Origin of the sequence: Enterobacter sp. 148H3 (genome assembly GCF_034107425.1) — a bacterium.
Lineage (GTDB): Bacteria > Pseudomonadota > Gammaproteobacteria > Enterobacterales > Enterobacteriaceae > Enterobacter > Enterobacter vonholyi.
This window is the reverse complement of the sequence record NZ_JAWNEI010000008.1, coordinates 112,863-126,880: the sequence shown is the minus strand read 5'-3', so window position 1 is coordinate 126,880 and position 14,018 is coordinate 112,863. Positions and strand designations below refer to the sequence as shown.

The 14,018-nt window shown below is 54.3% G+C and carries 13 protein-coding genes, 1 tRNA gene and 1 pseudogene; 9 read left to right on the top strand and 6 right to left on the bottom strand.

The window, feature by feature from the left end:
- Positions 1 to 10 precede the first annotated feature (10 nt).
- Positions 11 to 1,402 (bottom strand): glycoside-pentoside-hexuronide family transporter, encoded by a 1,392-nt coding sequence (locus USH94_RS13505; RefSeq protein ID WP_111964288.1) that lies wholly within the window; start codon positions 1,400 to 1,402, stop codon positions 11 to 13.
- A 287-nt stretch (positions 1,403 to 1,689) separates the two neighbouring features.
- Between USH94_RS13505 and USH94_RS13500 the strand changes: the two genes are divergently transcribed.
- From USH94_RS13500 to USH94_RS13485, 3 genes and pseudogenes are all read left to right on the top strand, one after another.
- Positions 1,690 to 1,784: transfer RNA gene (locus USH94_RS13500), tRNA-Sec, on the top strand.
- 1,010 nt (positions 1,785 to 2,794) lie between these two features.
- Positions 2,795 to 3,106, top strand: a complete 312-nt coding sequence (locus USH94_RS13490) for a type II toxin-antitoxin system RelE/ParE family toxin (protein WP_258525034.1) — start codon at positions 2,795 to 2,797, stop codon at positions 3,104 to 3,106.
- 11 nt (positions 3,107 to 3,117) lie between these two features.
- Positions 3,118 to 3,282 (top strand): annotated as a pseudogene (locus USH94_RS13485) (transcriptional regulator); the annotation flags it as partial.
- A gap of 29 nt (positions 3,283 to 3,311) precedes the next feature.
- On the opposite strand, the gene USH94_RS13480 reads toward USH94_RS13485, so the two are convergent.
- The 5 genes from USH94_RS13480 to USH94_RS13460 form a co-directional block, all read right to left on the bottom strand.
- Entirely contained in the window at positions 3,312 to 3,749 is a 438-nt protein-coding gene (locus tag USH94_RS13480; RefSeq protein ID WP_111964287.1) for an acetyltransferase, read from the bottom strand.
- 72 nt (positions 3,750 to 3,821) lie between these two features.
- Positions 3,822 to 4,820, bottom strand: coding sequence for a class I SAM-dependent methyltransferase (locus USH94_RS13475; protein ID WP_111964286.1), 999 nt, complete (start codon positions 4,818 to 4,820; stop codon positions 3,822 to 3,824).
- 85 nt (positions 4,821 to 4,905) lie between these two features.
- Entirely contained in the window at positions 4,906 to 5,844 is a 939-nt protein-coding gene (locus USH94_RS13470; protein WP_111964362.1) for a GlxA family transcriptional regulator, read from the bottom strand.
- 189 nt (positions 5,845 to 6,033) lie between these two features.
- Positions 6,034 to 6,513, bottom strand: a complete 480-nt coding sequence (locus USH94_RS13465) for a hypothetical protein (protein WP_111964285.1) — start codon at positions 6,511 to 6,513, stop codon at positions 6,034 to 6,036.
- A 1-nt stretch (position 6,514) separates the two neighbouring features.
- Positions 6,515 to 7,276, bottom strand: coding sequence for a winged helix-turn-helix domain-containing protein (locus USH94_RS13460; RefSeq protein WP_111964284.1), 762 nt, complete (start codon positions 7,274 to 7,276; stop codon positions 6,515 to 6,517).
- Between the two features lie 705 nt (positions 7,277 to 7,981).
- Here USH94_RS13460 and USH94_RS13455 point away from each other — a divergent pair.
- From USH94_RS13455 to USH94_RS13430, 6 genes are read left to right on the top strand one after another with little or no spacing between them, the layout of a single operon-like run.
- On the top strand, positions 7,982 to 8,584 hold the full coding sequence (locus tag USH94_RS13455) for a helix-turn-helix transcriptional regulator (RefSeq protein ID WP_111964283.1): 603 nt from the start codon (positions 7,982 to 7,984) through the stop codon (positions 8,582 to 8,584).
- Positions 8,585 to 8,637: 53 nt separating this feature from the next.
- The gene (locus USH94_RS13450; RefSeq protein ID WP_111964282.1) at positions 8,638 to 9,222 is read left to right on the top strand and encodes a fimbrial protein; all 585 of its coding nucleotides are present in this window, start codon (positions 8,638 to 8,640) and stop codon (positions 9,220 to 9,222) included.
- Positions 9,223 to 9,275: 53 nt separating this feature from the next.
- Positions 9,276 to 9,953 carry a molecular chaperone gene (locus USH94_RS13445; RefSeq protein WP_111964281.1) on the top strand — a complete coding sequence of 226 codons (678 nt, stop codon included), beginning with the start codon at positions 9,276 to 9,278 and terminating at the stop codon, positions 9,951 to 9,953.
- 20 nt (positions 9,954 to 9,973) lie between these two features.
- A complete protein-coding gene (locus USH94_RS13440; protein ID WP_111964280.1) occupies positions 9,974 to 12,499 on the top strand; it encodes a fimbria/pilus outer membrane usher protein in 2,526 nt (841 codons plus the stop codon).
- On the top strand, positions 12,490 to 13,008 hold the full coding sequence (locus tag USH94_RS13435) for a fimbrial protein (RefSeq protein ID WP_111964279.1): 519 nt from the start codon (positions 12,490 to 12,492) through the stop codon (positions 13,006 to 13,008). The genes USH94_RS13440 and USH94_RS13435 overlap by 10 nt, the downstream gene beginning before the upstream one ends.
- Positions 13,008 to 14,018 (top strand): fimbrial protein, encoded by a 1,011-nt coding sequence (locus tag USH94_RS13430; RefSeq protein WP_111964361.1) that lies wholly within the window; start codon positions 13,008 to 13,010, stop codon positions 14,016 to 14,018. The genes USH94_RS13435 and USH94_RS13430 overlap by 1 nt, the downstream gene beginning before the upstream one ends.

Below are 14,018 nucleotides of genomic sequence, written 5' to 3'. Positions count from 1 at the left end.
TCTCGTCCTCTTAGTTCTGTAATTCTTTGCTGACCGGCAGGTTTTCAAATTCCTGCTGATTGCGGCGCGCGCCCTGCGCCAGTTCACCCAGGATTTTGGTCAGGAAGGGGGTTTTCAGCGTGTAGTAGCGTTTGGCGATAATGGCGCTCAGCACGTAGCAGACAGCCGGGGCCAGGGTAAACAGGCCGATAATGATGCTGATGGTCGCGCTGTTTTGAGTTTTGGCTGCCGCGTCGTAGCCGCCGCCAGCCAGCATCCAGCCGATCATCGCCCCGCCCAGCGCCAGGCCGAGCTTCAGCACGAACAGCGTGCCCGCAAAGCTGATGCCGGTCAGGCGTTTGCCGTTGGTCCATTCGCCGTAGTCGACGGTATCGGACATCATCACCCACTGAATCGGCGTCACCAGCTGGTGCAATACGCCAATGACGAAGATAAAGGCGAACATCAGCACGGTGGCGTGCATCGGGACGAAGAACATCGCCACGCTGACCACCGCCAGCGCGGCGTTGGTCCACCAGAAGATGCTGACCTTGCACTTCCAGTCGGTGAGCGGTTTCGCCAGCGCGGAGCCAATGAGGTTGCCGACGCAGTAGGTGGTGAGGAAGGCGACGAACACCTCCGGCGAGCCCATGATCCAGGCGCAGTAGTACATCATCGCGCCGCCGCGCACGCAGACGGCGAGGATGTTGAGGATGGTGAGCACGCCGACGATGCGCCACTGGTCGTTGTGCCAGATATCGCGCAGGTCTTCCCGCATGGAGGTGGTGCTCGGCGGCACCTGGATGCGCTCTTTGGTGGTGAAGAAGCAGAACGCCAGCATCAGGAACGCGACCACCGACAGCACGGCGATGCCGCCCTGGAAGCCGAACGCCTTATCGTCGCCGCCAATGAGGTTAACCAGCGGCATCATCAGCACCGTGGAGAGCATGCCGCCCGCGGTCGCCAGCACAAAGCGCCAGGACTGAAGGGAGATACGCTGCGTCGGGTCGTTAGTGATCACGCCGCCCAGCGCGCAGTAGGGGATGTTGACCACGGTATAGAGCAGGGTCAGCAGGGTGTAAGTCACTGCAGCGTAAACCAGTTTACCGTTGAGGCTGAGGTCCGGCGTGGTGTAGGCCAGCACGCAGACGATGCCGAACGGGATCGCGCCGAACAAAATCCACGGTCGGAACTTGCCCCAGCGGCTGCGGGTGCGGTCGGCAATCAGCCCCATGCACGGGTCGGAGATCGCATCCAGCGCGCGCGCCAGCAGGAACATGGTGCCGACAAACCCGGCGGGAATGCCGAAAATATCGGTGTAGAAAAACATCATGTACAACATGACGTTATCAAAAATGATGTGGCTGGCGGCGTCTCCCATGCCGTAGCCAATCTTCTCTTTTACTGACAATACTTCGCTCATTTTTTTATCCTTCACGCTGTAGGGTGCGCTGAGACCGGTTACAGAGTTTTAAACCATTGTTTCAGGGGTGGGTATTGCGTTTTCTGGTTAGCAGATTACGTTTCTTGTTTTTTGTGATCGCGGTAAATGTCGAAGAGCACAAAAGGCTAACCTGAGGATTTTCTTAGGAATTAACTGAAACAGGGGTGTACAGGTCAAAAGAGAGGTGAAAAAAGTGTGTCGGGGTATGTGGTAAATGCCTGAAAGTAGCTATAATGCGCCCCGCCTCCATGTAGCAATGCAGGCGCGGAAGATCGTCATCTCCGGTGAGGTGGCTGGACTTCAAATCCAGTTGGGGACGCCAGCGTTCCCGGGCAGGTTCGACTCCTGTGATCTTCCGCCAAAAATGCCATCCGCTTTAATAAAAAACTTTATTAATAAATAGATTCACCCATTCCAGTCATCTTATGTGAACATAATCACTTATTGATTTAAATATTTTTTTATTCTCTTTCCCATTTCAAAAATATCAAAAAGTGAAGCTGCAATGGAATGGATTATAGGTGCTGTAATTTTAATGGCCATTATTGGTGCTATATTTAAGCCCAGACAGTGTGATATCTGTCATAATCCCTTTAAGAAGGAATACTACACATGGGAAATTGAAGGGAAGAAACAACATTTTTGTCCCAATTGCAATGGTAAAATGCAACGAACGAATCAGTTCGCAAAAATTTAAAAGCAGACTCGGTTAAAAAAGACTGATTAATTTTTTAAGTATATAATTGATAATTATAAAATCATCATCAATGATACTTTTGGAAAAAATATTCCGAACTTATCATCTATTTCATTGTTAACACTACCTATAAAGCTTTGATTACTACTCACTTAAAAGCCTAAGCCTACAAGCCTCTTTCACCCATTTACTAAAAATCCCCTTCCCGCAGCCTTCTCATTCTGTTCCAAAAGCTCATCCTCGAACCGGATGTTCTTCATCGTGCTCTTAGTGCGGCCAAAATTTGGTTTCTTTTTCTTAACACGTAATCCAATCTCCTGCAGCCATGGCCGATCTGTAAGGTAAACATGTTCGAACTAAAATTCGTTGGTGGTAAAGTGGATTAACATTCAACTATCCGGTTATTCCGGATAATTCATCAGTTAGGAAAACGCCATTTTTTTGAGAGAAAGATCACTATAACCTCAAAGTAATACTCGCCAGCATGAATAGAAAAAACGCTGGAAAGCGCCTCGCAATTTCGTAATGACACAATCATTATGAAATTCCCTCTTTGTCATACTCTTGCCACTAATAGCCTGGCTATCGATGACAGCCATTGCATTTATTAACTAAAGCTTATCACGGACGAAAGCATCTGGACGGTTCTGTTTTGAAAGGTTTTCGAGCAATGGTTGCTTGAGCAGGATGAAGGTTTACAGGGTAAGGTACTGGCAGACCTGTTAAATCTGCAAAATTATGGGCCTCGTCTTTCTCGCCCCTATGCAGATACGGTTAAAGGTTCACGATATAACTATATGAAAGAATTACGTATTCAATATGCTGGTCGTCCGATACGTGCTTTCTTCGCATTTGACCCTGTCCGTCAGGCCATTGTGCTTTGCGTGGGCGATAAGACTAACGACAAAGCCTTTTGTGAAAAAATGATTAGCATCGCAGATGCCAAATTTGCCTTTCATCTTACAAGCCTGGAGGCAACCAAGTGAAAACCTTAAATGTTGCCGATCTGATGGGGGTTAACCAACCCGCAGTAACGCAGCTTGAGCAACGTGGAAATGAACTTAAAATCGCCACGTTTAAGCGCTACATCGAGGCAATGGGTGGGAAACTTCATATCGACGTTGAACCTCCCACAGGAAAACGCGTTGCATTTTATATCTAACAAGTATGATTTCTGCGATAAGTTAATATTCACTCGCTCAACCGCATATGCAGCAACGGAAACGGATTCCCCTGCCCGTCCAGTTCCGAGCGCCCGACCTGCTCAAACCCCATATGGCGATAAAATCCCACGCCCTGCGGGTTCTGCTCATTCACATCCACCTCGTTCGCGCCAAACTCTGCGATGGCATATTGCAGCAGCAATTTCCCGACGCCCTTCCCCCGGCTAGCATCATCCACAAACAGCATTTCAATGCGGTTTTCATCCACGCCTAAAAAGCCGTGGATAATGCCTGCGTCATCGCGGGCCATCACGACGCTGAGGCCAGGCAAATACGCGTTGAGCAATAGCGGGCGCAGCGCCGCAATATCGCTTTCCTGTAAAAAGTGATGGGTGGCGCGGACGGAGGATTCCCAGATCGCGACCAGACGTTCGAAGTGTGTGGGGAGTGCGGTTTCTATTTTCATGGGGGGATCATGATTGGAAAATCGAACTATTTCAACCCACGCTTTGCGCTCTGTCCCCCCACACCGATCGCGCTAACCCCTAATCTCCATCACTGCGTACACTCCGTCCTTCGGCACTACTACGGTGACGTTTTCCACCGGCACGCCCGCCGCGAGGTGGATATCCTGCAGCTGCTGTAACGACCTCGGGTAAATATCCTCCCAGCCGATACCCCGCAGCACAAAGTCAATGTGCGGGCTGCTGGTGAGCATGTTCGACACAATCACCGCCCCGCCGGGCTTGACCAGCCGCAGCGCGCGCTGGAGGAAAGTCACCGCATCGACGTCGTTGAAGTATTCAAATATCCCCAGCGCGTCGACCAGTTCGGCCTGATGCTCGCCCAGCTCCAGCAGCAGGTCCTCATTACGCACCAGCGTATGGAGCAGGTTGCGCCTGAGCAGCGTCAGCTGTTCGCCCACCACAATGCCTTCCTGCGCCGCCATGGTTTCCGCCCAGCTCAGCGCCACCGGGTCTTTGTCCACCAGCGTGAGATAGACCTGCTGGCCATCAAGCTTTGCTTCGCGCAGCGCCTCCAGCACCGGGATGGCGGCGCCGCTCGCGAGGCTGACCCAGTTGTTCTCGCTTTCATTATGAATGTACTTATCCACCAGAGCGGCCAGCACCCGGGCGCGAGAACGCACGCCAACCGCATCGTTAGCGTGGATAAACCACTGGCGGCTGTCGCTGTCCATTTTCGTGCCGTCGGGCAGGCGGTCCTCCAGCGGGTTTTGCACCACAAACAGCGCCAGCGCGGAGGGCACCAGCCGGGTGCGCCACGCGGTGAGCGCCGGGCGGTTGCGAAAGGCCTGTTCGGAATAGCGATTCTGCGGGACAAGCACGGCCAGCCCCCCTTCGTCGTATTCCACCCGCGGCGGCCGAAGCGCCGGCTCCGCTTTCAAGGCGCGGTCAAGGGAGGCGATCTCACGGGCAGCATCGTCTTTCATCGGCCACTGGTCGCTGACGTCGGGAAATGACGCGCTGAAAATCGTCATATTTTCCGGTGCATCGCCGCGAAAAGGCTGCCAGTTCATGTCGTCTTCCCTCCGTTAGGCTTTTAACGGAAGTCTATCCAGGCGAGCCAGTAAAACCCTACGAAGAAAGCACGAAATAGGTGCATCAGTTCTGCGACGTGCGCCATACCCCCGGCGTGCAGCCGTACTCGGTCTGAAAATGACGAATAAAGTGGGCGCAGTCGCTAAACCGCATCCGCCGCGCAATGTCCGTAACGCTTTGCTGAGAGTTTTTCAGCAGCCAGCAGGCATAGCGCAGCCTGGCGCTGCGAATAAATTCCCGCGCCGTTTTGCCAAACTCGGCGTGAAACAGGCGATTAAGCTGACGTTCGCTCAGCTTAACGTCCTGCGCGAGCCTGGCGGCGCTGAGCGGGTGAGTCAGATACTGTTCGACGATCGTCACCGCCCTGCGCAGGCGCGAATCAGGGATCATGGCAATATTCGCGGGCCGCGGCGTGGCGGCATCATGCGGAGGAAGGGACAGCCGCCGGGAGGTGGAGGCCGCAATGTCGTCTCCCCCATGGACGCGGATCAGCGCCGTTACCAGGGTGAGCGTTGAGATCCCACCCGGGCAGGTCAGTACATCGCCTTCGTCGATAAAATCGAGGCCTTGCTCAGCATAAACCTGCGGAAAGCGCTGCGTGAAAACGTCATGGTGATGAGGATGGATCGAGGCTCGGCGCTCGTTCAGTAAGCCTTCCTCCGCCAGAATAAAGCTGCCGGTACCAATACCAATCAGGGGAACGTTGTTGTGATGAGCATCCGTGAGAAACGCTCTGTCGCCACGGTGTCCCTGGTGAAGATGATCAAGACCTCCACCGATCGCCGCAATATAATCGAAGTCGCCGGGCGGCGCATAGGCGGCCTCGGGCCGCACGCTGAGTCCTGAGCTGCTCACTACCGGTAAGTCGGGATAAGTGCTTATCAGGCTGAGTTTAAAGCGTATTTTCTGGCTACGCTTCTGGACGCTGGAAGCAATACGTAACGCCTCTATCAATCCTGAATATGCGAAAAGCGAGAAATGAGGCCACAGGAGTAACCCCATATGCAGGGATTTTTTCCGCGCAGGCGTCATTCTGACGCTATCATCAATTAAAGTTTTCATTAACTTGCCGAAGAATAATTACATTATCGCAACATTATTGTTGCTGTTATATTTTCCTAAGATAGGTCCTGGCTATTAAATCAAGCATAAATGATGGTCGCAAAAACTTAAAAATATTTTTCCCTGTCGCTATCCGTTTTTTGACGTGTGGCACACATAGGTCGGGAGCGTTCCCAGAATAAATAAATAATTCTCATTCTGCTGTTTCTTAATTCGCATATAAATATTCTTATTCGGATAGATAAAAAATAAGGGTTCGTACTTCTCCAGCCAGCTGTCGCTGATGTTGTCGTCCGGAAATTTCATATTGCGTATAGACGTCAGATTATAGACGCTGTCTTTGCGCTCAATCTGAAAGAAAACTTTGCGATTCAGGGTCTTCGTGGGATCGTTTTTCAGCCGACCATTCATACTGAGTATTCCGCTGTTGCCTTCCACGGTGTAATTCAGCCACAGAGAAAGCGTTTCATCACGGTGATGCTGAATAAAGTTCGCCTGGCAGGAAAAGGGCTGGATGTAATGGCGATGCCAGAGGTAATACGCCGCCACAACAGCCACCATCAACAGGCACAGGCAGAGCGCAACAAGCGTTTGACGGTAGCGAACCATACTAGCGATCCTCTATAAAATAATCGGACATACAGCGGTTGGGTTCCGTCATCGGTCTGTCACAGCGAATGACCGACGCGCGAGGCAGCAGGATGTATCCGCTGACATACACCCAGGGATAGTTCGCGCACTGGTCTTTAAACGGGGTGGCATAGGCCAGGGCTTTATCCCTATCGCGTTGCGTTTCAATATCGCGAGAAAAATAGAGCTGACACTCGCCCATCTTCATCGCGAAGCGGTACCCGTCTACGAAATAGCTGTCATGCAGCAGGTTATGGCTGATAACGCTCACGCCAGCCAGCATCAGCAATAGCACCAGCGCGCCCGACAGCCAGAAGCGGTTTCTCGAGACCGTCGGGGCGACAGTCTCTTCACAGATATCCGGAGCAGCACATTCTTCCTCTTCAGCCTGCGGCTGCGTCTCTTTAATGGTGATTTGCGTATCGCTTGCGAGCGTGAGTCCAATGCGCGGGATAGTGACAATTGGATCGGTTTCGAAACCCACCTTCTTCAGACCTTTGCGCAGAATAGAAATGTTCTGGTAATAGGTATTAGGCGAAACCAGCATCCCCCGGCGCTGCCAGACAATATCCATGCACTCCTGTTGAGTCACAATACTTCCGACCCTTTCTATTAATAACAACAAACAGCGGCCCGCCGGGGAATTTAATACCACCACCCGGTCAGGATTGTTGAGATCGCGTAATGTGCTGGCGGCTGGGTGAAACTCTACCAGGCCATTAATAATGTAATGCTTATGCATAGAATGGGCTAAATACCTCCGGTCAACGCCTGTTGCTCCAGTAGATTCCCTTCACGGTTAACCTGCGTATCCCTCGCCTGTGTAAGGATTAATGTGACGGATAATTGCGCAACTGTATATCCTGGCGCCTGGCGAAAAATCTTATTTTTCCTTTCTCTTTATCTGACCGGTCTGAAGTTTTCTTAACCGCCATTTAAAGCCGTCTTGACACTGACAAAACTCGACAAAGGCGCCCGTTGAACGCTTTAGCCATCGTTGTCTGAATTATTCAGCGTGCTTAATTTGTTTTTTAATAAAAAGCAGAGGGGACGCGCTCTGCCAGAGGGTTTCGAAATTACAACCAGTTCGAAAGCTGTCGTCTTAATTAACAATTTCGGCGCAAAACTGTTAGCCACCGTCAGTAACTACCCGCATCACATGACGTCCGCAGACTATTTCCTTACAAAACATTTATTAAAGCCAACTTTTCAATAAAAACTACCGGTATGATTATTTACAGGCAGATAAGCAAAAGCCGGTTTAGCGAGGAGAAATTGACGCCACACCTAAACCGTACTTAAAACAAATTAAGATTAATTCAGGTTACCTATTTAACGCCCTGAGTATAGTGGGCTCACACCGTGCAATGCTTAATTGCTTCGAAAATACAGGCATCGTTCTGCCCGACAGAAGAGTCTCATTACAATTATAAATCGAGGGAATGACATGGCGAATAAGCTCAACAACACACGTCATTTAAATATCGCGCTATTGGGTGGAGATCACTTTGCGCGTCAGGGGATCGCCGCGTTATTAAAAAATATTGTCCCGACCATGCAGATAACAGCGTCGATCGATAATTATGCGGAGATCGAAACAATACTCGCGGCCGCACCTGTAGACGTAGTTTTTTTATCCGGCACGGAGAAATATCACGCGGGATATGATTGCCTGAAATATATCAGGAAGATGAAAGTCCTCTATCCCGACGTACTTATTTGCATGTATTCCGCACCGGCAAATTCCTGGCTGTGGATACGCGGTGAAATAGACGCCTATATCTCGCTACAGGACCCGCTTTATCACTGGCGAGCCAGCGTATTAAAAATGGTCGATAGCCGTTATCGCCCAATAAAAAAACCCACGGCGTTATCGCTGACGCCGGGTGAATGGAGGGTATTGAAGGAACTGCGAAAGGGTCTGGATATGCGTTACATCGCCGAAACAGAGCAGCTTTCTTACCGTCGTGTCAGCGCGTTAAAAAGCTCAGCGATAAGAAAACTCGGGCTCAGGAACAAGACAGATTTGCTGGTCTTTTTAACCAGTTAGACCTGCTGCTTTCAGAGCAAATCTCGACATAACACCATAATGGAATCAGGACAATGAAAGCTCAATTCAATAATAAAGCGCTGCTTGCGATCGCTATTGCGGCAGTACTGCCAGTGGGCTCGGCGCTGGCTGCCGGCACCAGCGGCGGCACGGTGAACTTTAGCGGCAAAGTGGTGACCTCCGCCTGCGCCATCAGCGCAGGAAGCGCCAATATTGACGTGGATATGGGTGAAGTGCGGACCGCAACGCTGAAGACGGCAGGCAGTGAAGCCAGCACGGCAAAAGCGTTTGCCATCACCCTGGAAGATTGTGAAATCGCCGATACCTCAGCCTCAACGGCAGAGAACCCGATTGCTGCGACCACAGTGGCCGTCACCTTCACCGGTACGCCGGACGGTTCCGATATCAATAGCTTGTCCGTCGGTGCAAACGGCAGCGCCAACTCTGCGCAAAACGTGGCTATTCGCCTTTATGACGAGCAAGGCAATGTGGTGAAGCTGGGTGAACCGGCATCGGCCATCCCTCTGCGTAAGGGTGCCAACACACTGAACTTCAGCGCGAAATATTACTCGCCGAAGGGCGGCGCCACCGCAGGCGATGCCAGCGCCGTCGCGACTTACACCGTGACCTATTCGTAATCTTTAGGCCCGGTCTGCGAGCCGGGCCTGTCTTAGCTTTCAGGAGAAACACTATGCGCGTAAACACATGGATTTGCCTGGCGGGCGCGTTATGTTCCTCCGCCGTCTATGCCGGCGGCGTTGGATTGGGCGCAACGCGAATGGTCTACTCCAGCGCCACCAGCCAGGCCATGATGCAGGTGAGAAACACCCATCCCGACGCCACGTTCCTCATCCAGTCCTGGATGGAGAATGAGAAAGGCGAACGCACCAACGACTTCGTGATCACGCCACCGCTGTACGTCATGAAACCGGCCAGCGAAAGCGCGGTAAAAATCATGTTTAACGGCAAAGCCCTGCCAGAGGATCGGGAGACGCTCTACTGGATGACGGTCAAAGCCATCCCCCAGCAGGCTAAAAGCGGCTCCGGGAACACGCTGCAGTTTGCGTCGGCTAACCGCATCAAGGTCTTTTATCGCCCGGAAGGACTCAGTGAGAGCCCGGCAGAGGCGTGGAAAAAACTGGCCGGTGTCTACCGTGCCGGAAAGGTTACGCTCAGCAACCCCACGCCGTACTACCTCACCACCATCAACGTGAAAATTGACGGTATGCCGGTGCAGCCGGTGATGGTGCCCCCGAAAGGCAGCGTGACGCTGGCCGAAACCTTCAGCCATGCGGGCAGCATGAGCTATCAGACCATTAACGATTACGGGGCATGGACTCCCGCCACGCGCGCGTCGTTATCCCAATAATAAAAGTAAGGCGTGACCACGTGAAAATAAAAATCCTGTGCGCCACGGTGATCTCCCTGGTGATTCGGCAAGCCGTGGCTGCTGAAAGCGAGCTGCAATTTAACCCCGCATTCCTCAACGGCGAGAGCGCGAACAGCGCCGATCTCGCCTGGGTCAACGCCGGGAGCGCGTTGCCGCCGGGTGATTACAACCTCAACGTGTATATCAATACCAACTACGCGTTCACAGGTAACGTCACGTTCCGCCTTGCTGAAGACAGTTCGGGTGAAGCGCTGCCCTGCCTCACGCCCGAGCAATTCGACGCGCTGGGCATCGATAGTCATCAGGCGAAGGGCGGAGTGCTGCCGCTGGCGCAACGCTGCATCCTCTTAACGAAGGCGTTTGCGGATACGCAGTTTGATCTGGACCAAAAGACGCTCACCCTGAGCTTCACCGTACCGCAAAGTGCGATGCGCAATTTGCCGCGCGGATATGTCAGCCCGGAAAGCTGGGAGGCGGGCATTCCTGCCGCGTGGCTGAATTACGTGGTCAATGGCTCGAATAATGAATATCGCGGCGAGACGCGCACGCGGGAACAGCAGCTGTTTGCAAGCCTCAACAGCGGCGTCAACCTGGGCGCGTGGCGGCTGCGTGATTTCACCACGTGGACCAAAGATAGCAATGAACTTACCCACGTGCAGACCTGGCTGCAGCGCGATATTCACGCCCTGCGCGCGCAGGTGTACGCCGGGGAAACGTACACCTCGGCGCAGGTTTTCGACTCCGTGGGCCTGCGCGGTATCGCCCTGAAAACCGATGACAACATGCTGCCCGCCAGCCTCAGCGGCTATGCTCCTGAAGTCCGGGGCATTGCGCGCAGCAACGCCACGGTCACGGTTCGCCAGAACGGCAACATCATCTATCAAACCTCCGTTCCGCCGGGGGCGTTCGTGCTGAAAGATCTCTACCCGACCTCCTCGGGAGGCGATCTGGCGGTCACCATTCAGGAGAACGACGGCAGCAAAACGCAATACACGCTTCCCTTTGCCAGCGTGCCGAACCTGGTGCGTAACGGACAGGTGAAATATGCCCTGGGTGCCGGGAAATACCGTCCGACGGGCAATCAGGATGAGCCCTCTTTCGCGCAGGGCGAGCTGTTCTACGGCTGGCGATACGGCCTGACGTTTTACGGTGGGGCGCAGTTTGCCGATCGCTATAACGGCCTGGCCTTAGGGTTTGGGCAGAACCTCGGCCGCTTTGGCGCTTATTCTATTGACCTGACCCACGCCCGCAGCCAGCTGGCGGACGATCGGCACTATACCGGTGATTCGGTGCGCCTGCGCTACAGCAAGCTGCTGAATGATATTGGCACGCGGGTTAACTTCTTCTCGCTGCGCTACTCCACGAAAGGGTTTTATACCCTCAGCGACACCACGTACAAACGCATGTCGGGCGGATCGCCAAAGCAGACGGTGGAAGACGATGGCACCGTCACCACCCAATACGACACCATGTACAACCTGCGCATGTCGCGTAAGGCAAAAAACCAGCTGCTGCTGTCGCAGCCGATGGGACAATACGGCTCGCTGTCACTGTCGTGGGATCAGCAGACCTACTGGAACACGTCAGACACCACGCAAAGCCTGCAGTTTGCGTGGAACGCCACGTTTCGTAATGTGTCTCTTGGCGTCAGCGTCCAGCGAAGCTCGAGCCTGTACGATGACAAGAAAGATAACATCCTGTCGATGTCGATTTCGGTCCCGCTGGGCAACCCGACGCTGTCGACCCGTGCGCGCTTTACCACGACCCATGCGGACTCCACCGGCACAACCGCCAGCACGGGCGTGAGCGGCTACCTGCCGGGCCAGGAAAACCTGTTCTATAGCGTCAACCAGCGCTACAGCGCGCAGCAGCACTACGGCGGCGATGCCACTCTGCAATACGAAGGCGCGTGGGGAGATTACAACCTGGGCTACAGCTACGCCAGCGACTCCCGCAACCTCAGCTACGGCATCAGCGGCGGCGCGGTAGTGCATGAAGATGGCCTGACGCTGAGCCAGCCGCTCGGGAACACCAACATTCTGGTGAAAGCCCCGGGGGCCAGCAACGTTGCCGTGCTTAACCATAAGGGCATCAAAACGGACAGCCGTGGCTACGCGGTGATCCCGTACGCCACGCCTTACCGCGTTAACCAGGTCGCGCTGGACGTGACGACCGCTGGCAACGACGTGGAGCTGGAAAACGCCATCGTCAACAAAACGCCTACCGATGGCGCCCTGGTTCGCGCCACCTTCGCTACGCACCAGGGGGCAAAAGCGATGTTTATCGTGCGTCACGGCAACGACGTACTCCCCTTCGGCACGCTGGTCTCGCTCGATGATGACAAAACCAGCGGCATCGTCGGCGATGGCGGCAGCCTGTATCTCTCCGGTTTGTCAGAGAAGGGCACGCTGAACGCCGTGTGGGGTCGCGGCAACCGCCAGCGCTGCGCCGTTACCTATGCCTTAAACAAGCAGAACTATAGCGCCCGCACCGGTCTTTATTCTCAGGAGGTGGTATGTCAGTAACGCTTCGGATCGGCTGCATTGCGCTGCTGCTGGTTTTCACGCTCCCCGTTCGCGGCTACGACGTGCTGGTCTCCGTCACCGGCAATTTGATCGGCAACACCTGCGTGGTGGCGCAGGACTCCGGGGAGCAGAACGTGCCGCTGGGCACTATTGGTATTAAACAGTTCAGCCGTGCCGGGGCCGTCAGCAATATCAAAACGCCCTTCACGCTCAGGCTTGAAGCGTGCGGGCCAACCTTTGCTGGCGTAAAAATTCGCTTCAGCGGAACGCCGGATGATGCCAACCCGCAGCTGCTGAAAATTGCCGACGGTGGCGCTACCGGCGTGGCGGTGCAAATCCTCGATAAAGAGAGCGTACTCATTCCCCTGAATACAAAGACCACCGCATACGGAACCGCGGGGGATGACAGCGTACAGATGACCTTCTACGCGCAGCTGGTTGCCACCGCTACGCCGGTGAGCGCCGGTGATGTGTCAGCCCTCGCCACCTGGACAACGGAGTATCTATGATGCGTTTAGCGTTTCTTCTCAGCGGATTACTTTTCTGCACCAGCGTGCAGGCTTTGGACTGGAAATCGGACATTACGCTCTCCCCTCAGCCGATGACCTACAGCGGGCCAGCGGACTCCGTGGTGCCGGGCAGCATTATCGGCTCAACCTGGAGCGCCACCGCCAGCGTGCAGCAGGTGTTCTGGTGCGGGCTTATTTTTACCTGCAACAAAGGCACGCTGCAGCCCAGCAGCAGCGCCATCTCAAGCGGTGCGACGGTCACCGTCGACGGCGCGAATTACACCATTTTTGAGACCGGCGTACCGGGCGTGGGATATATCATCGGGCTGAAGGATTTTAAGAGTACACAATATATTCCCCTGCAGACCGGTATCACGCAAAGCTACCCGGCAGAGGGCACCAGTGGGTTTGCCCAGGATCTGGGATGGTCAGCAAAGGTCACCTTTATTAAAACCGGTGCCGCCCTTAAATCCGGCGTCTATCAGATCCCGACCATCAACGCCGCGGTGCTCACCGCCTATAACAACGAGACAAAAACGGCGCAGGTGATTATCAGCCCGACCACCATCACGGTGACCGCCAGCGGGTGTACGGTCGGCAGCAAAAACGCCAGCGTGGCGCTGGGCACCATTGATATTCGCACCCTGCCCACGGTGGGAAGCACGTCGCCATCGGGGACGTTTAACGTCGGCCTGACCTGCGACGCGAACGTGGCGGTTCACGCGGTGATGACCGATCAGACCACGCCGTCGAACACCTCGTCGGTGGTGACGCTAACCGGAGACTCCACGGCGTCCGGCGTTGGGGTGCAGTTTTTCTACAACGGCAGCGGGCCGCTGATGATGGGGCCGGACAGCTCGGCCGCGGGTGCGACCGGCCAGTTCTTTATCCAGAGTACCACGGCGGCACAAACGCTCACGTTACCGTTCCAGGCGCGGTACATCCGAACCGGTGAACTGGTCCCCGGCTCGGCCAACGCGCTGGCCAGCATTACGTTTTCCTACCAGTAG